Raw genomic sequence first — 20,164 nt, forward strand, 5'->3', positions numbered from 1 at the left:
GCACGCAGGGCCGCCGTGTCGCCTCCGTCACGACCGTTTCGGGAAAAATGTTCTGCCACCGGTGAACCCGGCCGGTACGTGGTTCGTGTGTATATCCAGTGGGTGATCACAGGTCGCCCCATCCGATCCACGACACGGGGGTCTGCCGATGAATCTCACACATCACGAGCCACGGAAAACCGGTCGGAGCATGCGTGTCGCCGACTACATCGTCGCGGCGCTGGCGGCCGAGGGCGTCGAGCACGTCTTCGGTGTGGGAGGCGCGAACATCGAGGACCTGTACGACGCGCTGCACCGCTCCCCGGACGTCGAGGGTGTCGTCGCCAAACACGAGTTCTCGGCGACGACCATGGCTGACGGATATGCCAGAACCTCGAACCGGACCGGTGTGGTCGCCGCGACGTCGGGCGGTGGTGCGCTCAATGTGATCGCCGGGCTCGGTGAGGCATTCGCGTCCCGGGTACCGCTGCTGGCGTTGATCGGGCAACCGCCGACGTCGCTCGAAGGGTCGGGCGCGTTCCAGGACACGAGCGGACTGGCGGGGTCGATCGATGCGTCCCGGTTGTTCGGCGAGGTGTCGCTGTACTGTGCGCGCGTCGAATCGCCGCTCGACCTCGACCGACAACTGGCCGAGGCGCTTGCGGCGGCGCGGCGCGGGGGACCGGCAGTACTGCTGCTGCCGAAAGACATTCAGCGGGCGGTCGGCGAGTTCCCGGAACCACCCCGAACGGACTCGGCCGCACAGCGCATTTCCACCACCGACGTCACGCGGCTCGCCGAGGCACTGCGCGACGACTACGGCCGCATCACCGTCATCGCAGGCGACGAGGTCGCGCGGGCAGGCGCGCGAGAGGAACTCGCAGAACTCGTGCACGTGCTCGGGGCGCGGGTCGCCGTCACACCCGACGCGAAGGACGTGCTCGACCCGGCGGTACCGGGACAACTCGGGATCACCGGCGCGATGGGGAACCCGGATGTGATCGACGCACTGCAGGATTGCGACCTCTGCTTGCTCGTCGGCACCCGATTGCCGGTGATGGCGCGGGGAGGGCTCGACACCGTGCTGGAGAAGACGCTGGTGTACAGCGTCGGGTCGGCGACGCCGTACGTGCAGGCCCGGCACGTCCCGACCCGGGATCTGCGGGCGACGCTACGCGGGCTCGTCACCGACATCGGACCCGCCGCAACACCGGTACCCGTCGCGCACAGCGATCCGACCCCGATCGACGTGCCTCGATCGGACACGTCGGGCCTGCACTACACGGACGCGGTGAAGGCGCTCGCCGCAGCGCTGCCCGACGGCGCCGACGTGTTCGCGGACGCCGGGAACACGGGTGCCGCTGTGGTGCATCACCTTCCGGTCGCGAGGGGAGGGCGGTTCGTGGTCGCGCTGGGAATGGGCGGGATGGGCTACACCTTCGGCGCCGCGATCGGTTCCGCGTTCTCACGGGGCCGCCGCACGTTCGTGATCGCGGGCGACGGCGCGTTCTACGCGCACGGACTCGAGATCCACACGGCCGTCGAGTACGGCGTGCCGGTCACGTTCGTCGTGTTCAACAACAACGCCCACGCGATGTGCCTCACGCGCGAACAGGTGTATTTCGAGGGCACGTACACCTACAGCCGGTTCCGTCCCGCACGCATCGGGGCCGGGGTCGGCGCGCTGTTCCCCGGGCTGCCGTCCCACACGGTCGACACCCACGCCGATCTCGCCCACGCTCTGCGGTCCACGGCGGAGTCGACGGGGCCCGCCGTCATCGAGGTCGTCTGCGACGCCGACGAACTGCCGCCGTTCCTGCCGTTCCTGACCGCCCCCGTTCCAGCCGAAAAATCCGAACCCCGAGAAGGAGCACGCTGATGACCGCCCACGAGATCGCACCGCTGCCCGACCTTCCCGCCGACCTGCCCGGCCTCGTCCGCATCGAGACCTCCGACCGTCACGCGACGACACCGATCATCATGGACATGCTGAGGTCGGTGTACCCGCACGACCAGGTGTTCGGAAAGTACTGCACCGTCCAGGACTACATCGACTGCCCGCCGGACGAGGTGTTCCGCTACCTTTCGCACACCCGGAGCCTCGCGGAATGGACGTACAGCCTGCGGGGATTCACCCCCGCAGGAGAACCCGGGCTGTGGCTCGCGTACGACCGGCTCGGCGACACGACCGAAATCTACACCCGCACCGTCGCACACCCCGCCGCGATGACCGTCGACTATCACTGCGCCTGGGACCAGGGGAAACACCTGTGGATGGTGTACCTGATGCGGGTGGTGGACGCGCGCACGGTCCTCGACGTCGACGGATCCGTCGTGCTGTGGACCAACTGCCACCACCCGTTCTACGACGAGAATCCCTACCCCGAGACCGCTCCCGCCGACCGGGTTCCGTGGGTGGGTGACTTCTGGGAGATGTTCTCCGCCGGACACCAGCTCGAGATGAGCAATCTCAAGGCGATCTGCGAATACCGATGGTCGAACGACCTGCCCGTGACCCCGACCTGGATGAGTGAGTGAGACATGGACACCGTCAGCCTGATCGACATCGCCGGCTACCTGCCCGAGAACCGGGTGGGAGCAGACTATTTCGCCCGATTCGCCGACTCCGACCGGCTCGCCGCGAACATCATGTTCCGCGCGCCGAAATTCCGCCACCACATCGCGAGCGACGAGAACGCCGTCGACATGGCCGAACGCGCGGTCGCCCCGCTGATCGAACGGAACGGCTCCGAACTCGTCTCCAACGTGGACGTCCTCATCACCCACACCCAGCTGCCGGACGTCCCGGTCCTGGGCACCGGCGGAGAACTCGCGCGCCGGCTGGGGATCACCCCGGACTGGGTGGTGGACCTGCACAACGGGGGCTGCGCGTCGTTCGTGTACATGATCAAGCTGGCGCGCCAGATCATGCAGACCGGTGACGCGTCGACCGCCCTGATCGTGTCGGTGCAGAACAGTGCAGGCCAGATCTTCACGCAGTCGGACGTGCGCGTGCTGGCGCAGTCGGCGGTGCCGGGTGACGGCGCCGGCGCGTGCCTGCTGGTGAAATCGGAGGCCGCGCCGGTGCTCGGGCTCGAGTGCCGGACCTACCCCGAGTTCGCCGGGGACATGACGGCCGCCGTCGATCCGCCGCGCAAGTACTGGGAGGCGGGAACCGGCCAATTGCACATCGGGTTCACCGAAACGAAGATCGCGAAGGTCTTCGCCCGCGGGAACCGGCTGGTCCCCGAGGTTGCGCTCGCGGTGTGCAAGCAGATCGGCATCACCCCGGACGAGATCGACACCCTGGTCACCAACCAGCCCAACCGGCTGTTCCTCCGCAACTGGCGGGACGCACTCGAGCTACCGCCGGAACGACATCCCGACACGTTCGACGAATGCGGGAACCTGTTCGGCGCCGCGATCCCCGTCACCCTCGACCTCGAGAACCGGGCGGGCCGGATCCCCAACGGTTCGCTGGTGATGATGTCCGCCTTCGCGCACGCGGGCGACTTCGCCGGGGCCGGGGCCATCCGATGGGGCGCCGCCCCGGTGGGGGTGTGAGATGACGGCGCCGACCCTTGCCGGGCCCGGCGTGAGATACGATCTCGCGCTGAGCGAGAACCCCTTCGCCCCACTGCCTTCCGTGCTCGCCGCGCTCGACGGTGTGATGATGCAGGCGCATCGGTATCCGGAGTTCCTGCCCGACCGGTTGGTGGGGGTCATCGCCGATCACGAAGGGCTCGACGCCGATCAGGTGGTGGTGGGCGAGGGCGCCACCGGCGTCGCCCTGCAGATCATGCGCTCCGTCGCGGGGCCGGGGGAGCGGATCGTGTTCACCGCCCCGACATTCGATGGGTACCCGATCCTCGCGAGGATCGCGGCCCTGGGCGCGGTGCCGGTACCGATACTCCCGGACGGCGGGCAGGATCTGGCGGCGATGGCGGCCGCGATCGACGACCGCACCCGGCTCGTCGTCGTGTGCCGCCCGCACAACCCCACCGGAACCCTCGTCGACGCCACCGAATTGGAGGACTTCCTCCGGCGGGTACCGGAGCGGGTGGTCGTCGTTCTCGACGAGGCGTACGTGGAGTTCGTTCACCACCGACTGGTCCTGGACGCGCACCGCATTCTCGTCGAACATCCGAACGTCGTGTTCCTGCGCACGTTCTCCAAGGCGTACGGTCTGGCCGGGTTGCGGATCGGATTCGGCTTCGCGGATGCGGTTCTGGCCCGGAGGATTCGAACGCTGCAACTGCCGTTCGGGATGGGCAGCGCCGCCGTTCCCGCGGTCACGGCGTCGTACGCCGCCGAACACGAACTCCGCACCCGGGTGTCCGCGATCGTCGCCGAACGCGAGGAACTGTGGCGCACGTTGCGGGCGGCGGGAATTCCGGTCCCGCGCAGTCACGCCAACTTCCTGTACGTCCCCGGATCGGGTGTCGGTGACGCACTCGCCCGTGCCGGCGTCCACGCGCGGACGTATCCCAGTGGTGACGTGCGGATCGCGGTCGGGAACCCGGACGCCGGGCGTGCGGTGATCGACGCGCTCAGGCCGACAGTGCGCGGAAGCGCTGCAGTTCCGTGTGCGACTGCGAGTAGCGGTCGAGCATGACGTCGAGCAGTCGGGTGTGCGGTCCGATGGTGGCCGCGTAGATGATGCCGGGCCCGCAGGATTCCGCGGCGCGGCTCAACCGGTCCGTGAGCAGTCCCGGCGCGAGGAACCATGGTGCGATCACGATGCGCTCGGCGCCGCCCTGCCGCAGCGTCGAAATAGACTGCTGCACCGTCGGTTCCGCCGCGGTGGCGAAGCACGTGACCGCGCCCGACCATCGGGTGCCCGCGACGACCGGCCCGGCCAGCGCGCGCGTGCGGTCGTTGGCCTCCGGGTCGGAAGAACCGACCGCGGCGAGGACGATCCCGAGTCCGGACTCGTCGCCGGTCGCACCGACGGCTTCGCCGATCCGGTCACGGACCGCCGCGACCAACCGGGCATCGTGCCCGAGAACGTCGGCCTGCCGGACGTGCAGGTGGGGGTGACGGAGGCGGGCCGCGTCCAGGAGTGCCGGAAGGTCGACGCGGGCGTGGAACGCGCTGCCCAGCAGCATCGGCACCACCACGGCGGAGGAATGCCCCTCGGCGGCGACCGCATCGATCACCTGGTCCACGGACGGCGCGTTGAGGTCGAGGAAGCACAACCGGACGTCGAGATCCGGGCGCCGCTCCCGAAGCGCCGACACGGCAGCCGCCACCACCCGCGCACTGCGGGGGTCGCGACTGCCGTGAGCGACAGCGATCAGCGGAGTCATCGCACTAGACGCGCTCGCCGAGCTCCACCGCTGCGATGGCGTCCCCGACGAGGCCGGCCGCGAGCGTGTTGCCGCCGGCCGGATCGATCAGCAGGAAGCTGCCGGTGTGGCGGTTCACGGTGTAGTCGTCGGCGACGATCGGCTCGGCGACACGCACCGAGATCTTGCCGATCTCGTTGAGCTCCAGCGACTCCGGGCTGGGCTCCGACGTGAGTTCCTGCTCGTTGAAACGCTCGACGAGCGTGCCCACGATGGCCTGCGTGGTGCGGGTGCCGTGCTTGAGCAGCAGGCGGGCACCGGGACGCAGCGGCTTCTCGGCCAGCCAGCAGACGGTCGCGTCGAACTCGCCGAGCGGCTCCGGGGCGTCGGCGGGAGAGGCGATGACGTCACCGCGGGAGACGTCGACGTCGTCGGCGAGCACGAGAGTGACGCTGCGGCCGGCGTGGGCGCTGTCGAGTTCGCCGTCCGCCGTGTCGATGCGGGTGACCGTGGTGCGGACACCCGACGGCAGGATCACGACCTCGTCGCCCGGCGTCACCTCACCGGCGGCGATCTGTCCGGCGTACCCGCGGTAGTCGGGGAACTCGGCGGTCCGCGGGCGGATCACGTACTGGACGGGGAAGCGGAGACCGACCCGGTGGGGTTCGGCGTCGACCGGCACCGACTCGAGGTGCTCGATGAGGGTGGGGCCGTCGTAGTACGGGGTGTTCTCCGAACGCACCGCGACGTTGTCGCCGTGCAGGGCCGACACCGGGATCTCGACGACGTCCTCGGACGCCCAGCCGAGGGAACTGGTCAGCGAGTTGAACTCCGCCGAAATGGTCGCGAACACGGTGGCCGGGTCCTCGACGAGGTCGATCTTGTTGACGGCCAACACCAGCTTGGGGACACCCAGCAGCGCGAGAACGGCGGCGTGCTTCCGCGTCTGCGAGATGACACCCTTGCGGGCGTCGACCAGCAGGATCACCATCTGCGCGGTGGACGCACCCGACACCGTGTTCCGGGTGTACTGCACGTGCCCGGGAGTGTCGGCGAGGACGAACGAGCGGCGCGGCGTCGCGAAGTACCGGTACGCCACGTCGATCGTGATGCCCTGTTCACGCTCCGCGCGCAGGCCGTCGACCAGCAGCGACAGGTCGGGGGTGGACAGGCCCTTGTCCACCGACGCCCGGGTGACGGCGTCGATCTGATCGGCGAGAACCGATTTCGTGTCGTACAGCAGACGGCCGACGAGAGTCGACTTGCCGTCGTCCACACTGCCGGCGGTGGCAAGCCGAAGTAACTGCGTGCTTCGCGGGCTACGCACATGGAGGTCGCTCATGATCAGAAATAGCCCTCTCGCTTGCGGTCTTCCATGGCCGCTTCGGAAACTCGGTCGTCGCCGCGGGTCGCGCCGCGCTCGGTCAGCCGGGACGCTGCGACCTCGGCGAGGATCGCCTCGTTGTCGCCGGCCTCGGAAAGAACTGCGCCGGTGGTGGACCCGTCGCCGACGGTGCGGTACCGCACCGACAGCGTCTGCAGGTCTTCACCCTCGGACGGTCCGCCCCACACGCCGGGCGTCATCCACATGCCGTCGCGCTGGTACACCTCGCGCTGGTGCGCGTAGTAGATGCTGGCCAGTTCGACGTCGTCGCGGGCGATGTACCGCCAGATGTCGAGTTCGGTGAAGTTGCTGAGCGGGAAGACGCGGACCTGCTCGCCGGGGGAGTGCTTGCCGTTGTACAGGTTCCACAGTTCAGGGCGCTGCTTCTTCGGATCCCATTGGCCGAAACTGTTGCGCAGCGAGAAGATGCGCTCCTTGGCCCGGGCCCGCTCCTCGTCGCGGCGAGCGCCACCGAAGACCGCGTCGAAACGGTTCTCGGAGATCGCGTCGAGCAGGGGAACCGTCTGCAGCGGGTTCCGGATCCCGTCGGGACGCTCGGTGAGCCGGCCGTCGGCGAGGTAGTCCTCGACCTTCGCGACGTGCAGGCGCAGGTTGTACTTGGACACGACGTGATCGCGGAAGTCGAGGACTTCCTGCAGGTTGTGGCCCGTGTCGACGTGCAGCAGCGCGAACGGCAGCGGTGCAGGCCAGAACGCCTTGATCGCCAGGTGCAGCAGCACCGTGGAGTCCTTGCCGCCGGAGAACAGGATCACGGGGCGTTCGAACTCGCCCGCGACCTCGCGGAAGATGTGGATCGCTTCCGACTCGAGTGCGTCGAGCGTGTCGAACTGCGTTCCGTCCAACTGCGGCCGGGCGGCGGCTTCTGCGAGGGAAGTGGAGATGTCGATGGTCATGAGGCGTGCAACCCGCATTCTGTCTTGGCCTGACCGGCCCAGCGGCCGCTGCGCGGATCGCTGCCGGGGGCTGGCTTGCTGGTGCACGGAGCGCACCCGATGGACGGATAGCCCTCGTCGACGAGAGGATTCACCAGAATCGAGTGCTCGTCGATGTAGGACTGCATGTCTTCGTCGGACCACGCGGCGATCGGATTGATCTTCACCAGACCGAACGCGTCGTCGAACGAGATCAGGGGGGCGTTGGCGCGGGTGGGGGCCTCGACCCGGCGGATGCCGGTGACCCACGCCTTGTAGCCTGCGAGCGTCTTCTTCAGCGGGGCGACCTTCCGCAGCGCGCAGCACCGGTTGGGTTCGCGGGCGAACAGATCCTTGCCCTCCGCCGCGTCCTGTTCGGCGACACTCGCCTCGGCCCGCGCGTTGATCACGTTGACGCCGTAGACCTGCTCGACGGCGTCACGGGTGCCGATGGTCTCCGCGAAGTGGTAGCCGGTGTCGAGGAACAGCACGTCCACGCCGGGATGAATCTGGGCGGCGAGGTGAACGAGCACACCGTCCTGCATATTCGACGCGACGATGTAGTCGCTGCCGAACGTGTCCTCCGTCCACTGCAACAATTCCCGCGCGGAGGCGCCTTCGAGACTTGCCGCCCCCTGCGCGGCAAGGAGCCGGAGGTCCTCCTGTGTGGCTGTGGCGAGATTCAACGCAAGTCTCCTTCGTCTGCGCGCACGACCCATTCCGCGAAGCGTTCACCCTCGTTGCGGTGCTTCACGAAGTGCCGGACGACGCGATCGATGTAGTCACCGAGTTCGGCGCTGGTGACCTTGTGCTGGCGAAGCTTCCGGCCGAAGGCCGAATCGAATCCGAGGCTGCCGCCGAGGTGGACCTGGAAGCCCTCCACCTGGTTGCCCTCGCCGTCGTCGACGAGCATTCCCTTGAACCCGATGTCCGCGACCTGCGAGCGGGCGCAGGAGTTGGGGCAGCCGTTGATGTTGATCGTGATCGGCACGTCGAGCTGCGCGTTGATGTCGGCGAGCCGCTGCTCGAGCTCGGGAACGAGCACCTGCGAGCGCTTCCGCGTCTCCGCGAACGACAGCTTGCAGAACTCGATGCCCGAGCAGGCCATCAGGTTCTTGCGCCAGTGCGACGGACGCGCGGGCAGGCCCAGCTCGTCCAGGTCGGCGATCAGCTGCTCGAGCTTGTCGTCGGCGACGTCGAGGATGATCAGCTTCTGGTACGGCGTGAAGCGGATCTTGTCGCTGCCCGCACGCTCGGCGGCGTCCGCGACCTTGGCCAGGATCGTGCCCGACACGCGACCCGCGATGGGGGCGACCCCGACGGCGTTGAGGCCGTTGCGGGTCTTCTGCACACCGACGTGGTCGATCGGCCGGGTGGGCTTCTCCGGCGCGGGGCCGTCGATGAGCTTGCGCTTCAGGTACTCGGTCTCGAGGACCTCGCGGAACCGCTCGATGCCCCAATCCTTCACCAGGAACTTCAGGCGAGCCTTGTTCCGCAGCCGGCGGTAGCCGTAGTCGCGGAAGATCGACACGACGGCCTCCCACACGTCGGGAACCTCGTCGAGCGGCACCCAGACGCCGACGCGCTGCGCCAGCATCGGGTTGGTGGACAGGCCGCCGCCGACCCACAGGTCGAGGCCGGGACCGTGCTCGGGATGGTTGACGCCGACGAACGCGACGTCGTTGATCTCGTGCACCACGTCCTGCTGGCCGGAGATCGCGGTCTTGAACTTGCGCGGCAGGTTGGAGTACTCGGGCTTGCCGATGTAGCGGCGGACGATCTCGTCGATCGCGGGAGTCGGGTCGAGGACCTCGGACAGCGATTCGCCTGCCAGCGGTGAACCGAGGACGACGCGGGGGCAGTCGCCGCACGCTTCCGTGGTCTTGAGGCCGACGCCTTCGAGGCGCTTCCAGATCTCGGGGACGTTCTCGACCTCGATCCAGTGGTACTGGACGTTCTCTCGGTCCGAGAGGTCGGCGGTGTCGCGGGCGAACTCGGTGGAGATCCCGGCGATGGTCCGCAACTGCTCGACGTTCAGGGCGCCGGCGTCGCAGCGGACTCGCATCATGAAGTACCTGGCTTCGAGCAGGTCGATGTTCTCGTCGCCGGTGAACGTGCCGTCGTAGCCCTGCTCGCGCTGGGTGTAGAGACCCCACCAGCGCATGCGGCCCCGCAGGTCGCCCTTGTCGATGCTGTCGAAGCCCTGCTTCGAGTAGATGTTCTCGATGCGTGCCCGGACGTTGAGCGGGTTGTCGTCCTTCTTGGCCTGCTCGTTGGCATTGAGGGGCTCGCGGTAGCCGAGGGCCCACTGGCCTTCGGCGCGACGCCGGGCCGGCTTTGCCGTGCGCGTGCGCGCGGGTGCTGCCTGGGCGGCAGCGGGGGAGGCGTCGGTGGTCGACGTCATGGAGCACTCCTGAATCTCAAGATGCACCGGCTGAGGCCGAGGAGGAGGGCTGATCCTCGCTCGGGGCATTCGAATCCGGCCGGAAGTCGAGAAGAAAGATGAACGGGCTGACAGGCTGAATTACTGCGCGAGACAGGGCAGACAACAACAGCTGCAGACACGCTTGAGATCGACGTGGCGACGCGCCACAAGTCGCACTCCGGGTCCGGTCATGCAGACCATTGTGCCACGTCAGATCGCTCACGCAGAGCCGGGCACCGATTTCCACCATTTTTGCGGGAAATATCACGACGAGGGGCCGTTGACGGTGGGGTGGTCACCGGTGGGGAGCCGGCCATGGACACGGAGGCGAGCCGGCCATGGACACGGAGGCGAGCCGGCCATGGACACGGAGGCGAGCCGACCATGGACACGGAGGCGAGCCGACCATGGACACTGGTGGGGTGAGCGGATTGAGTACTACCACGGTCGGTCGGGGTGAGGCGGCGGCATTCGCGCTGCCCGAGAGTGCGCTGGCGGGTGTGGGCAGCCGTCCGTTCGGGATCTACGTGCATGTGCCTTTCTGTGCCACACGCTGCGGATACTGCGATTTCAACACGTACACGGCCGGTGAGCTGGGGACGTCGGCGTCGCCGCAGTCGTGGATGGAGGGTTTGCGCCGCGAACTCGACCTGGCCGCGCAGATGACGGGCGCTCCGGCAGTCGACACGGTGTTCGTCGGCGGCGGCACGCCGTCCCTTCTCGGCGGCGACGGCCTGGCGGACGTCCTCGGCGCGGTCCGCTCGAGTTTCGGGCTCGCGGACGGCGCCGAGGTGACCACCGAGTCGAATCCGGAGTCCACGTCGCCGGAGTTCTTCGACCGATTGCTCGCGGGCGGATTCACGCGGATCTCGCTGGGCATGCAGTCGGCGGCGCAGCACGTGCTGAAGGTCCTCGACCGCACCCACACGCCGGGGCGTGCGGTGGCGGCGGCGCTGGAGGCGCGGTCCGCCGGGTTCGGGCACGTCAATCTCGACCTCATCTATGGAACGCCGGGGGAGCGCGACGAGGACCTCGACCTGTCGCTCGACGCGGTGCTCTCGGCGGGCGTCGACCACGTGTCCGCGTACGCGCTGATCGTCGAGGACGGCACCGCCCTGGCGCGGAAGGTGCGCCGCGGGGAACTGCCCGCCCCCGACGACGACGTGCTCGCGTCGCGGTACGAGCGGATCGACGCCCGGCTCGCGGAGGCGGGCCTGACCTGGTACGAGGTGTCGAACTGGGCGCGCGAGGACGCGGCCTGCCTGCACAATCTGGGCTACTGGGACGGCGGCGACTGGTGGGGCGCCGGGCCGGGCGCGCACAGCCACGTCGGCGGTGTGCGCTGGTGGAACGTCAAGCATCCGGCGCGCTACGCGGACCAGTTGGCGGCGGGAAGCCTGCCGGTCGGTGGCAGCGAGCAACTGACGGAGGAGGACGTCCACGTCGAGCGGGTCATGCTGACGGCGCGGCTGCGCACGGGACTTCCCGTGGCGGAACTGGACGACGCGGAGCAGCGCGCGGCCGAGACGGTGGTCGCCGACGGACTGCTGGTGCGTGCGGGGGAGCACCTGGTGCTGACCGACCGCGGTCGGCTCCTCGCCGACGCCGTGGTCCGGACGGTGCTGCGCTGAGACGCTTCCGTCTCAGGCCGTGACGATGCCGGGCATCTCGTCGTAGTCGAACACGCGGGCGTGCAGCACGACGCGGTTCCGCAGCGCCGAGCGCACCGCCCGGTGCAACCCGTCCTCGAGGTAGAGCACCCCGTGCCACTGCACGGCGTGCGGGAACAGGTCGCCGTAGAATGTCGAGTCCTCCGACAGCAGCCGGTCGAGTTCGAGAACCTTGGTCGTGGTGACGATCTCGTCGAGCCGCACCTGCCGCGGCGGGATCTTGGACCAGTCGCGCAGCGACAACCCGTGGTCCGGGTACGGCTTGCCGTCCATGACACCTTTGAAAATCATCGCCTCGTCATCCGCCCGTGGTGGTTGCCTCTGCTCGTCTCCGCCCACCACAGTAAGGCCTGAACCGGTATCGGCGACGCGACGATTAGACTGGACCGAGCCGAGACGCACGCGCATCTGCGCGTAGCTCAGGGGATGTGACGGCCGACCCGAACGAAGGTTCGGTGACGTCGCTGCTCGTGACGATCGAGAATTGGAGGTGGACGGCGATGTCGAGTACGGACGACAGACGGTTCGAGGTTCTCCGCGCCATCGTCGCCGACTACGTCTCGACCCAGGAGCCGGTGGGATCGAAGGCGCTGGTCGAGCGGCACAATCTGGGTGTTTCCAGTGCGACGGTGCGTAACGACATGGCGTTCCTCGAGAGCGAGGGCTACATCGCCCAGCCGCACACGAGTTCGGGCCGTGTCCCCACCGACAAGGGATACCGGCAGTTCGTCGACCGCATCGCCGACGTGAAGCCGCTGTCGACGGCGGAGCGTCGCGCGATCCTCGATTTCCTCGAGTCCGGCGTCGACCTGGACGACGTCCTCCGGCGCGGTGTGCGCCTGCTCGCGCAACTCACACGCCAGGTCGCGGTTGTGCAATATCCCACACTCTCGGCGTCGTCCGTCCGCCACCTCGAGGTGGTCGCGCTGACCCCCGCCCGGCTGCTGCTGGTGCTCATCACCGATTCGGGCCGAGTGGATCAGCGCATCGTCGAACTCGGCGACGTCCTCGACGACGAGGACCTGGCGCGGCTGCGTGGACTGCTCGGCGGAGCCCTCGACGGCAAACGGCTCGCGGCGGCGTCCATCGCCGTGTCGGAACTGGCCGACGAGGCCCCCGAAGATCTGCGCGACGCCGTCATCCGTTCGGCCACCGTGCTCGTGGAAACGCTCGTCGAGCACCCCGAGGAGCGCCTCGTCCTCGGCGGCACCGCGAACCTGACCCGCAACGCGGCCGATTTCACGGGAATCAGCGGATTCCCCGGTTCGCTGCGCGCGGTCCTCGAGGCGCTCGAGGAGCAGGTGGTGGTGCTCAAGCTGCTGGCCGCCACCCAGGACGCGGGCACGGTGACGGTCCGGATCGGGGAGGAAACCCAGGTGGAGCAGATGCGCGGCACCTCCGTCATCTCGACCGGCTACGGTGCGGCGGGCACCGTGCTCGGCGGAATGGGCGTGCTCGGACCTACCCGGATGGACTATCCGGGAACAATCGCGTCGGTGGCAGCCGTTGCGAGATACATCGGCCAGGTGCTCGCCGAGCGGTGACGGCCGGCCCGGCGACAGCGCCGCGCGTAGACAGCGCGCACAGGTACTAGTGGCGAGATAACGAAGTAGAGAAGGACGAGAGACTCAACGTGGCACGGGATTACTACGCAACGCTCGGCGTCGATCAGAAGGCGACCGATCAGGAGCTCAAGCGCGCGTACCGCAAGCTGGCGAGGGAACTGCATCCGGACGTGAACCCCGACGAGGCGGCGCAGGCCCGGTTCCGGGACATCTCGACGGCCTATGAGGTGCTGTCGGATCCGGAGAAGCGCCGCATCGTCGACCTCGGCGGCGACCCTCTCTCCTCGGGCGGCGGCGGAGGCGGTGCCGGCTTCGGCGGCGGTTTCGGTGGTGGCCTCGGCGACGTGTTCGAAGCGTTCTTCGGCGGCGGAGGCGGTGCGGGCCGCGGGCCGCGCGGCCGTGTCCAGCCGGGCGCCGATTCACTGCTGCGCACCAAGCTCACGCTGGCGGAGTGCGCGACCGGTGTCAGCAAGCACGTCACCGTCGAGACAGCGATCCTGTGCGACAGCTGCACCGGTTCGGGCACCAACGGCGACTCCAAGCCGGTGCGCTGTGAGACGTGTGGCGGCGCGGGCGAGGTCCAGTCGGTGCAGCGTTCGTTCCTCGGTCAGGTCATGACGTCCCGGCCGTGCCCCACCTGTCGCGGCGCGGGCGAGACGATTCCCGACCCGTGCCACAAGTGCGGCGGCGACGGCCGGGTGCGTGCCCGCCGCGACATCACGGTGAAGGTGCCCGCCGGCGTCGCTGGCGGCATGCGGATCCGTCTCGCCGCGCAGGGCGAGGTCGGTCCCGGCGGCGGACCCGCGGGCGACCTGTACGTCGAGGTCGTCGAGCAGGCGCACGAGGTGTTCGTGCGCGACGGCGAGGACCTGCACTGCACGATCCGGGTTCCGATGATCGACGCCGCCCTCGGCACGACCGTGACGATCGACACGATCATCGACGGTCCCAAGGAGATCACCATCGAGCCGGGCACCCAGCCGGGGTCGGTGACGGTACTGCGCGGGCACGGCATGCCGAAGCTGCGGTCCGGTATCCGCGGCGACGTGCACGCACACCTCGAGGTCGTGGTTCCGTCGCGTCTCGACCACAAGGAGACGAAGCTTCTCCGCGAACTCAAGGACCTGCGCGACCGCGACATCGCCGAGGTCGTCTCCACCGGGTCCCAGCACAGCGGCGGATTGTTCTCGCGCCTGCGTGAAGCGTTCAGCGGTCGCTGACCGTGGCGGCGACGGTCTTCTTCCTCGACCCGCTGCCCGAGGTGGGGAGCACCGCCGTCCTGGACGGCCCGGAGGGCAGGCACGCCGCGACGGTGCGCCGGATCGGTGTGGGGGAGCGGATCGTGCTGGCCGACGGCCGGGGTGGTCTCGCCGACACCGAGGTGACGGCGGCCGGTAAGGACCGGCTCGAACTCACCGTCCACGAGCGTCGTCAGGTGACGGCGCCGTCGCCGAGTGTGACGGTGGTGCAGGCGCTTCCGAAGGCGGAGCGGTCCGAGCTGGCGGTCGAGCTGGCCACCGAGGCCGGGGTCGACGCGATCGTGCCGTGGCAGTCGTCGCGGTGTGTGGCGCGGTGGGAGGGCCCGAAGGTCGCGAAGGGTGTCGCTCGCTGGCGTAGCGCGGCTCTCGCCGCCGCCAAGCAGTCCCGGCGGGCGATCGTGCCCGAGGTGTCGGATCTGCACCGCACCGCCGGGATGCTCGCCGTCGTCCGTGCGGTGGTCGGCCGGGGCGGAGTCGTCGCCGTGCTGCACGAGGCGGCGACGCAGGGCCTCGCCGAGCTTCCGCTGCGTTCGGCGGCCGAGATCGTGCTCGTCGTCGGTCCCGAGGGAGGCATCTCCGAGGACGAGATCACCGCGCTGTCCGAGGCGGGCGCCGTGCCGGTGCTGCTCGGACCGCACGTCCTGCGGACCTCGACCGCCGCGGCCGTCGCGCTGGGCGCCATCGGCGTCCTCACCGACCGCTGGGGCGCGGCCCCGCTAGCCTGACTGTCCGTGGACCGCATTCGCATCGCCTACGGAACCGAACCGCAGCAGTTCGGGCACTTCTATCCGCCCGAGGAACCGGTGTCGACCCCGGTGCCGGTGGTGATGGTCGTTCACGGCGGTTTCTGGAGCGGGAAATACCACCTGAACCTAGGCACGAGTTTCGCGGTCGACCTGGCACGCCACGGCGTCGCCGTCTGGAACATCGAATACCGCAGGCTCGGTGCGGGCGGCCGGTGGGACGAGATGTCCGCCGACGTCCTCGCCGCGCTCGACGCGATCGCCGGTCCGGTCGCCGAGCGGTCGCCGGTCCCGTTCGACCTCTCGAAGGTCCGGGTCGTCGGTCACTCGGCCGGCGGGCAACTCGCGGTGTGGCTGGCCGGTCAGCGGCAGACGACGGTCCGGCCGGACAGGGTCGTGTCCCAGGCAGGTGCCCTCGACCTCGCCTCGGCGGGGGAACGCGGCCGGCGGATCGGGTATATCGAGGACCTCCTCGGGGTGCCGTTCGACGAGGACCCGGACCGGTACCGCGCCGCGTCCCCGCTGCACCGCATCCCCACCGGGGTGCCGGTGGTGTGCATCCACGGCACCGAGGACGCGCAGGTTCCGGCGAAGGTGAGCGTCCGGTACAGCGAGGCGGCGCGGGCGGCAGGCGATCCCGTCGCGCTGCACGTCGTCGACGGGGAAGACCACTACGCGTTCCTGAATCCCGACACCGAGTGCTGGAAGATCTCGCGGGACGCCCTACTGTCCGACGACGGCGAGTTCTGAACTGCGGTCCCCGGATTCGGATGTGACCGTGCGTCCGGGCAGGACGAGCGCCACTACCACCGCGCCGATGCCCAGCGCGAGTCCGCCGACCAGGCCGGCCTGGGAGACGGCGTTCGCGAACGCCGTTCCCGCGGCGTCGAGGAGCGCCTGGGACTGCGACGCGAACAGCGGGTTTCTGCCCAGTTCCGCGGCCACGACCGACGCTCCGCCGATCGAGTCGCCCGCGACGTCCGCTGCCTGGGCGGCCTGCGCGGCCTGCTCCCCGGACAGCTGACCGACGGGCAGTGTGTCGAGGAAACCGGCGACGTCGTCCTTGTACGCCGATGCGAGGACCGAGCCGAGGATCGCGATCCCGAGCGATCCGCCCAGTTCGATCGCGGTGTCGTTGAGGCCGCCCGCGGCGCCGAGGTCGCTCTCGGGGAAGTTGCCCATGATGGCGTCCGTGGCGGGGGACACGCTGAGGCCGATTCCGACGCCGAGCAGGATCAGCGGGGCCAGGAAGTCGAGGTAGTCCGAACTGCCGTCCACGGTCGTCGTCAGCAGCACGCCCGCGGCCGCGATCACCATGCCGGTGACGACGGTGACCCGGGTGCCGAGCCTCGGGTTCACGCGCCCGCTGAGCAACGATCCGACCGACACCGCTGCGGCGAGCGGCAGCAGGTGGACGCCGGTGGCGAGAGGGCTGAGCCCCAGCACGAACTGGAATTCCTGCGACATGTAGTAGATCGACCCGAACGCCGCGAGGAACAGCAACAGCACGGCGAGGGTGGACCCACCCACCTCGCGCCTGCCCAGCCTGCGGACGTCGAGCAGTGGCTGCGGATGGCGTAACTCCCACACGACGAACAGTCCGAGACCCACCCCCGCGGTGATCGCGGCGCCGACAGCGCCTGCGCCCCAGCCGAAGTGGAATCCGTCGATGATCGCGTACACGAGCGACCCGATGGTCGTCACCGACAGCAGCCCGCCCAGCCAGTCGATCGGACCCCGGCCGTCGGCCTTCGACGGCGGCACGAGCATCAGCGCCGCGACCATCGCGACGGCGGCGATCGGGACGTTGACGAGGAAGGTGGCGCTCCACGAGTGGCTCTCCAGCAGCCAGCCGGCGAGCAGCGGCCCGAGGGCGATGGCGAGCCCGGACGTCGCGGCCCAGGCGGCGATGGCCCGCGCCCGTTCGGCCCGCGGGAACGTGGCCACGAGGAGGGACAGTGTGGCGGGCATGATGATCGCCGCTCCGACGCCCATGACCATGCGTGCTGCGACGACGGCCGTGGTGGTGTCGGCGAGGCTGCCGACGACGGCGCCGGCGCCGAACACGAGCAGTCCCGCGAGTAGCGCGCCGCGCCGGCTGTACTTGTCGCCGATCACGCCGAACAGGAGCATCAGCGCGGCGTAGGGAACGGTGTAGCCGTCGATCACCCACTGCAGATCGGAGCTGCTCAGGGCGAGGTCGCGGGTCATGTCGGGGGCCGCGACGATCAGGGCGGTGTTGGCCATCACGACGATCAGCAGGCTCAGGCAGAGCACGCCGAGCGCGGCCCAGCGTCGGGAGTACGGCCCGTCCATTCGGGAGACCGGTGTGTTCATCACGGTGGTCATGTCGACGCTCCTGGGGTTGTGCTCGATCGGATCGGCGCAGTTAATTGCACAGTGATGTGTAAGTTAGCTACTTGCACACCAGTGTGCAAGTACGATTGGCGTAGATCACACCAACCAGCGAGGGAGTTCCGCCCGTGTCTGTCCCGACGAAGTCGCCCGGTGACCCCGGGAAGACCCGCCGAAGTCACGCGCGCGCCAACCGGGCGCGAATTCTCGACGCCGCAGTCGCCGCCTTCATCGCCGACCCGGACGCGAGCATGGACGACGTCGCGCGGGCCGCCGGGGTCGTGCGCCGCACCGTCTACGCTCATTTCCCCAGCCGCGAGGCGCTCGTCGAGGGCATCGCCGACGAGGCCTCCGCCGCCCTCGTGGTCGCCATGGGGGACGAGGCGCGGCAGCCGGAGCGTCCCGACCTCGCGGTCGCCGTGATGGCGCTGCGAACGTGGCCGATCGGCGACCGCTTTCGCATGCTGCTGTCGTTCGCCCGTCGCGAACTCGGCGAGCAGCGCATCCACGACCTCCTCGGGGTGGTCCGCGACCGGGACGTGCGGGTGGTCGAGCGTGGCCGGCAGTCGGGGGTGTTCGCGTCCTACCTGCCGTCGACGGTGCTGGTGGCCCTCGCGGAAGCGATGACGATCACCCTGCTGGACCAGGCGAATTCCGGCGCAGTGCAGGATTCGGGCGAGTCGTTCGCCGTCGCGTACCTCGCGGTGCTCGGCTTGATTCCGGCCGAGGGCGCCCGCGTCGTGGACGAGGCGCGCCGGTGGCTGCGCGAGAATCCGGACGTCGCGGATCGGTGACGGCGTCGCGTAAACGAGTGGGCGCTGTGACCTGCGAGCGATAGACTTCCTTCATCGCGACGACCGTCGTGACCGACCAGGAACCCGGAAGAAGGCCATATCCCTCACGTGAGCGAACAAGACCAGAACGGCGAGACGTTCGGCGCCACGCGTCCGGCGGAACGCACCGTGCGTTCGAGTATCGATCTCCCACCCGAAACGGTCCCGCCTCTCCTCGGTTCTTCCGACGAGAATCTGCGCGCTCTCGAACGGGTCCTGGACGCAGACATCCATGTACGCGGCAACGCCGTCACGTTGACGGGACGGCCCGGTGACGTCGCGCTCGCCGAGCGGGTCATCGCCGAACTGAGCGCCATCGTCGGCCGCGGGCAGCCGCTGACCCCCGACGCGGTGCGCCGCACGGTCGGCATGCTCACGCAGGGCCTGAGCGATTCGCCCGCCGAGGTCCTCACCCTCGACATCCTGTCGCGCCGCGGCAAGACGATCCGGCCGAAGACGCTGAACCAGAAGCGGTACGTCGACGCGATCGATGCCAACACCATCGTGTTCGGCATCGGGCCGGCGGGCACCGGCAAGACGTACCTCGCCATGGCGAAGGCGGTGCAGGCCCTGCAGACCAAGCAGGTGTCGCGGATCATCCTCACCCGCCCCGCGGTCGAGGCGGGGGAGCGGCTCGGCTTCCTGCCCGGCACGCTGCACGAGAAGATCGATCCGTACCTGCGGCCGCTGCACGACGCCCTGCACGACATGATGGACCCCGAGGCCATCCCGAAGCTGATGCAATCGGGTGTCATCGAGGTGGCGCCGCTCGCCTATATGCGCGGACGCACGCTCAACGACGCGTTCATCATCCTCGACGAGGCGCAGAACACCACCGCCGAGCAGATGAAGATGTTCCTCACCCGCCTCGGCTTCGGTTCCAAGGTCGTCGTCACCGGCGACGTCACGCAGGTGGACCTTCCGGGCGGCGCCCGGTCCGGGCTCCGCGCGGCCACCGAGATCCTCGGTGACATCGACGACATCTACTTCGCCGAACTCAACAGCAGCGACGTGGTCCGGCACCGGCTGGTGTCCGACATCGTCGACGCGTACGAGCGTTTCGAGGCGGACCGGGACGGCAAGGTCGAGCTCGGGAACCGCGCACAGCGGAGAGCGGCGCACTCGCGTTCTCCACGACGGTAGGGTGAGTGTCGCCGGAACCAGGAGGAAGCGACACACATGAGCATCGAAGTCTCGAACGAATCGGGCATGGACGTCTCCGAAGAGGAGCTGATCAGCGTTGCCCGCTTCGTGATCGCGAGGATGGACGTGCACCCCGCGGCCGAGTTGTCGATGGTCCTCGTGGACTCGGCCACCATGGCCGACCTCCACATGCGGTGGATGGACCTGCCCGGTCCCACCGACGTGATGTCGTTCCCGATGGACGAGCTCGAGCCCGGCGGCCGCCCGGATTCACCCGAGCCGGGACCGTCGATGCTCGGCGACATCGTGCTGTGCCCGTCCTTCGCCGCCGACCAGGCCGACAAGGCCGGTCATCCGCTAGCCCACGAACTCGCTCTGCTCACCGTGCACGGTGTGCTTCACCTTCTCGGCTACGACCACGCCGAACCGGAGGAGGAGAAGGAGATGTTCGGCCTGCAGAACCAGTTGCTCGACGACTGGTACGAGGATCTGCGCCAGGCCGAACGGGACGCCGCGCTCGCTGCCCGGGACCAGAAGCTGCTCGGCAAGGCCGGCTTCTTCGACGCCCCGGATCAGTAACCGCCACGT

20 protein-coding genes are annotated in these 20,164 nt (G+C 69.0%); 12 read left to right on the plus strand and 8 right to left on the minus strand.

What is annotated here, in order from left to right; genetic code table 11:
* Positions 1 to 148 precede the first annotated feature (148 nt).
* The 4 genes from CA951_RS25895 to CA951_RS25910 are packed head-to-tail and all read left to right on the plus strand — an operon-like array spanning position 149 to position 4,594.
* Entirely contained in the window at positions 149 to 1,858 is a 1,710-nt protein-coding gene (locus tag CA951_RS25895) for a thiamine pyrophosphate-binding protein (RefSeq protein WP_087559549.1), read from the plus strand.
* Positions 1,858 to 2,517, plus strand: a complete 660-nt coding sequence (locus CA951_RS25900) for an SRPBCC family protein (protein WP_087559550.1) — start codon at positions 1,858 to 1,860, stop codon at positions 2,515 to 2,517. Before CA951_RS25895 ends, CA951_RS25900 begins: the two co-directional genes overlap by 1 nt.
* Before the next feature lie 3 nt (positions 2,518 to 2,520).
* Positions 2,521 to 3,543 (plus strand): 3-oxoacyl-ACP synthase III family protein, encoded by a 1,023-nt coding sequence (locus CA951_RS25905; protein WP_087559551.1) that lies wholly within the window; start codon positions 2,521 to 2,523, stop codon positions 3,541 to 3,543.
* A gap of 1 nt (position 3,544) precedes the next feature.
* The gene (locus CA951_RS25910; protein ID WP_087559552.1) at positions 3,545 to 4,594 is read left to right on the plus strand and encodes an aminotransferase class I/II-fold pyridoxal phosphate-dependent enzyme; all 1,050 of its coding nucleotides are present in this window, start codon (positions 3,545 to 3,547) and stop codon (positions 4,592 to 4,594) included.
* Here CA951_RS25910 and CA951_RS25915 read toward each other — a convergent pair.
* The 6 genes from CA951_RS25915 to CA951_RS45185 form a co-directional block, all read right to left on the minus strand.
* A complete protein-coding gene (locus CA951_RS25915) occupies positions 4,530 to 5,288 on the minus strand; it encodes a sirohydrochlorin chelatase (protein ID WP_087559553.1) in 759 nt (252 codons plus the stop codon). The genes CA951_RS25910 and CA951_RS25915 overlap by 65 nt on opposite strands.
* A 4-nt stretch (positions 5,289 to 5,292) precedes the next feature.
* Positions 5,293 to 6,609, minus strand: coding sequence for a sulfate adenylyltransferase subunit 1 (locus CA951_RS25920; protein ID WP_087559554.1), 1,317 nt, complete (start codon positions 6,607 to 6,609; stop codon positions 5,293 to 5,295).
* Between the two features lie 2 nt (positions 6,610 to 6,611).
* Positions 6,612 to 7,565 carry a sulfate adenylyltransferase subunit CysD gene (gene cysD / locus CA951_RS25925; protein ID WP_087559555.1) on the minus strand — a complete coding sequence of 318 codons (954 nt, stop codon included), beginning with the start codon at positions 7,563 to 7,565 and terminating at the stop codon, positions 6,612 to 6,614.
* A complete protein-coding gene (locus tag CA951_RS25930; RefSeq protein WP_087559556.1) occupies positions 7,562 to 8,302 on the minus strand; it encodes a phosphoadenylyl-sulfate reductase in 741 nt (246 codons plus the stop codon). Before CA951_RS25930 ends, cysD begins: the two co-directional genes overlap by 4 nt.
* Positions 8,266 to 9,987, minus strand: coding sequence for a nitrite/sulfite reductase (locus CA951_RS25935; RefSeq protein ID WP_087559557.1), 1,722 nt, complete (start codon positions 9,985 to 9,987; stop codon positions 8,266 to 8,268). The genes CA951_RS25930 and CA951_RS25935 overlap by 37 nt, the downstream gene beginning before the upstream one ends.
* Before the next feature lie 120 nt (positions 9,988 to 10,107).
* Positions 10,108 to 10,209 (minus strand): Ms4527A family Cys-rich leader peptide, encoded by a 102-nt coding sequence (locus CA951_RS45185; RefSeq protein ID WP_373414349.1) that lies wholly within the window; start codon positions 10,207 to 10,209, stop codon positions 10,108 to 10,110.
* Between the two features lie 206 nt (positions 10,210 to 10,415).
* On the opposite strand from CA951_RS45185, the gene hemW reads away from it, so the two are divergent.
* Positions 10,416 to 11,639: a radical SAM family heme chaperone HemW gene (gene hemW, locus CA951_RS25945; protein ID WP_256974071.1), complete on the plus strand. Its 1,224-nt coding sequence runs from the start codon at positions 10,416 to 10,418 to the stop codon at positions 11,637 to 11,639.
* Positions 11,640 to 11,651: 12 nt separating this feature from the next.
* Here the strand turns inward: hemW and CA951_RS25950 are convergent, their stop codons facing one another.
* Positions 11,652 to 11,969: a type II toxin-antitoxin system VapB family antitoxin gene (locus tag CA951_RS25950; RefSeq protein WP_005261240.1), complete on the minus strand. Its 318-nt coding sequence runs from the start codon at positions 11,967 to 11,969 to the stop codon at positions 11,652 to 11,654.
* Between the two features lie 209 nt (positions 11,970 to 12,178).
* Here CA951_RS25950 and hrcA point away from each other — a divergent pair, with 209 nt between their 5' ends.
* The 4 genes from hrcA (at position 12,179) to CA951_RS25970 (ending at position 15,995) form a co-directional block, all read left to right on the plus strand.
* Positions 12,179 to 13,222, plus strand: a complete 1,044-nt coding sequence (hrcA, locus tag CA951_RS25955) for a heat-inducible transcriptional repressor HrcA (protein ID WP_072946667.1) — start codon at positions 12,179 to 12,181, stop codon at positions 13,220 to 13,222.
* An 89-nt stretch (positions 13,223 to 13,311) separates the two neighbouring features.
* Complete coding sequence (gene dnaJ, locus CA951_RS25960; protein WP_087559560.1) at positions 13,312 to 14,463, plus strand: molecular chaperone DnaJ; 1,152 nt, start codon at positions 13,312 to 13,314, stop codon at positions 14,461 to 14,463.
* A gap of 2 nt (positions 14,464 to 14,465) precedes the next feature.
* Positions 14,466 to 15,227, plus strand: coding sequence for a 16S rRNA (uracil(1498)-N(3))-methyltransferase (locus CA951_RS25965; RefSeq protein ID WP_087559561.1), 762 nt, complete (start codon positions 14,466 to 14,468; stop codon positions 15,225 to 15,227).
* A 6-nt stretch (positions 15,228 to 15,233) separates the two neighbouring features.
* The gene (locus CA951_RS25970) at positions 15,234 to 15,995 is read left to right on the plus strand and encodes a S9 family peptidase (RefSeq protein WP_087559562.1); all 762 of its coding nucleotides are present in this window, start codon (positions 15,234 to 15,236) and stop codon (positions 15,993 to 15,995) included.
* On the opposite strand, the gene CA951_RS25975 is transcribed toward CA951_RS25970, so the two are convergent.
* Entirely contained in the window at positions 15,969 to 17,594 is a 1,626-nt protein-coding gene (locus CA951_RS25975; RefSeq protein ID WP_087559563.1) for an MFS transporter, read from the minus strand. The genes CA951_RS25970 and CA951_RS25975 overlap by 27 nt on opposite strands.
* Before the next feature lie 134 nt (positions 17,595 to 17,728).
* On the opposite strand from CA951_RS25975, the gene CA951_RS25980 reads away from it, so the two are divergent.
* The 3 genes from CA951_RS25980 (at position 17,729) to ybeY (ending at position 20,155) form a co-directional block, all read left to right on the plus strand.
* The gene (locus tag CA951_RS25980; RefSeq protein ID WP_087559564.1) at positions 17,729 to 18,394 is read left to right on the plus strand and encodes a TetR/AcrR family transcriptional regulator; all 666 of its coding nucleotides are present in this window, start codon (positions 17,729 to 17,731) and stop codon (positions 18,392 to 18,394) included.
* Positions 18,395 to 18,502: 108 nt separating this feature from the next.
* On the plus strand, positions 18,503 to 19,576 hold the full coding sequence (locus tag CA951_RS25985) for a PhoH family protein (RefSeq protein ID WP_087559565.1): 1,074 nt from the start codon (positions 18,503 to 18,505) through the stop codon (positions 19,574 to 19,576).
* A 36-nt stretch (positions 19,577 to 19,612) separates the two neighbouring features.
* Entirely contained in the window at positions 19,613 to 20,155 is a 543-nt protein-coding gene (gene ybeY, locus CA951_RS25990) for an rRNA maturation RNase YbeY (protein WP_087559566.1), read from the plus strand.
* Positions 20,156 to 20,164 lie beyond the last annotated feature (9 nt).

It is taken from the genome of Rhodococcus sp. NCIMB 12038 (assembly GCF_002165735.1).
Taxonomy (GTDB): domain Bacteria; phylum Actinomycetota; class Actinomycetes; order Mycobacteriales; family Mycobacteriaceae; genus Rhodococcus_F.

What these genes read in the sequence shown, in the direction of transcription:
- CA951_RS25895 (WP_087559549.1), top strand. Translation starts at nt 149, where the DNA reads ATGAATCTCACACATCACGAGCCACGGAAAACCGGTCGGAGCATGCGT.
- CA951_RS25900 (WP_087559550.1), top strand. Translation starts at nt 1,858, where the DNA reads ATGACCGCCCACGAGATCGCACCGCTGCCCGACCTTCCCGCCGACCTG.
- CA951_RS25905 (WP_087559551.1), top strand. Translation starts at nt 2,521, where the DNA reads ATGGACACCGTCAGCCTGATCGACATCGCCGGCTACCTGCCCGAGAAC.
- CA951_RS25910 (WP_087559552.1), top strand. Translation starts at nt 3,545, where the DNA reads ATGACGGCGCCGACCCTTGCCGGGCCCGGCGTGAGATACGATCTCGCG.
- CA951_RS25915 (WP_087559553.1), bottom strand. Translation starts at nt 5,288, where the DNA reads ATGACTCCGCTGATCGCTGTCGCTCACGGCAGTCGCGACCCCCGCAGT.
- CA951_RS25920 (WP_087559554.1), bottom strand. Translation starts at nt 6,609, where the DNA reads ATGAGCGACCTCCATGTGCGTAGCCCGCGAAGCACGCAGTTACTTCGG.
- cysD (WP_087559555.1), bottom strand. Translation starts at nt 7,565, where the DNA reads ATGACCATCGACATCTCCACTTCCCTCGCAGAAGCCGCCGCCCGGCCG.
- CA951_RS25930 (WP_087559556.1), bottom strand. Translation starts at nt 8,302, where the DNA reads ATGGGTCGTGCGCGCAGACGAAGGAGACTTGCGTTGAATCTCGCCACA.
- CA951_RS25935 (WP_087559557.1), bottom strand. Translation starts at nt 9,987, where the DNA reads ATGACGTCGACCACCGACGCCTCCCCCGCTGCCGCCCAGGCAGCACCC.
- CA951_RS45185 (WP_373414349.1), bottom strand. Translation starts at nt 10,209, where the DNA reads ATGGTCTGCATGACCGGACCCGGAGTGCGACTTGTGGCGCGTCGCCAC.
- hemW (WP_256974071.1), top strand. Translation starts at nt 10,416, where the DNA reads ATGGACACTGGTGGGGTGAGCGGATTGAGTACTACCACGGTCGGTCGG.
- CA951_RS25950 (WP_005261240.1), bottom strand. Translation starts at nt 11,969, where the DNA reads ATGATTTTCAAAGGTGTCATGGACGGCAAGCCGTACCCGGACCACGGG.
- hrcA (WP_072946667.1), top strand. Translation starts at nt 12,179, where the DNA reads ATGTCGAGTACGGACGACAGACGGTTCGAGGTTCTCCGCGCCATCGTC.
- CA951_RS25975 (WP_087559563.1), bottom strand. Translation starts at nt 17,594, where the DNA reads ATGACCACCGTGATGAACACACCGGTCTCCCGAATGGACGGGCCGTAC.
- ybeY (WP_087559566.1), top strand. Translation starts at nt 19,613, where the DNA reads ATGAGCATCGAAGTCTCGAACGAATCGGGCATGGACGTCTCCGAAGAG.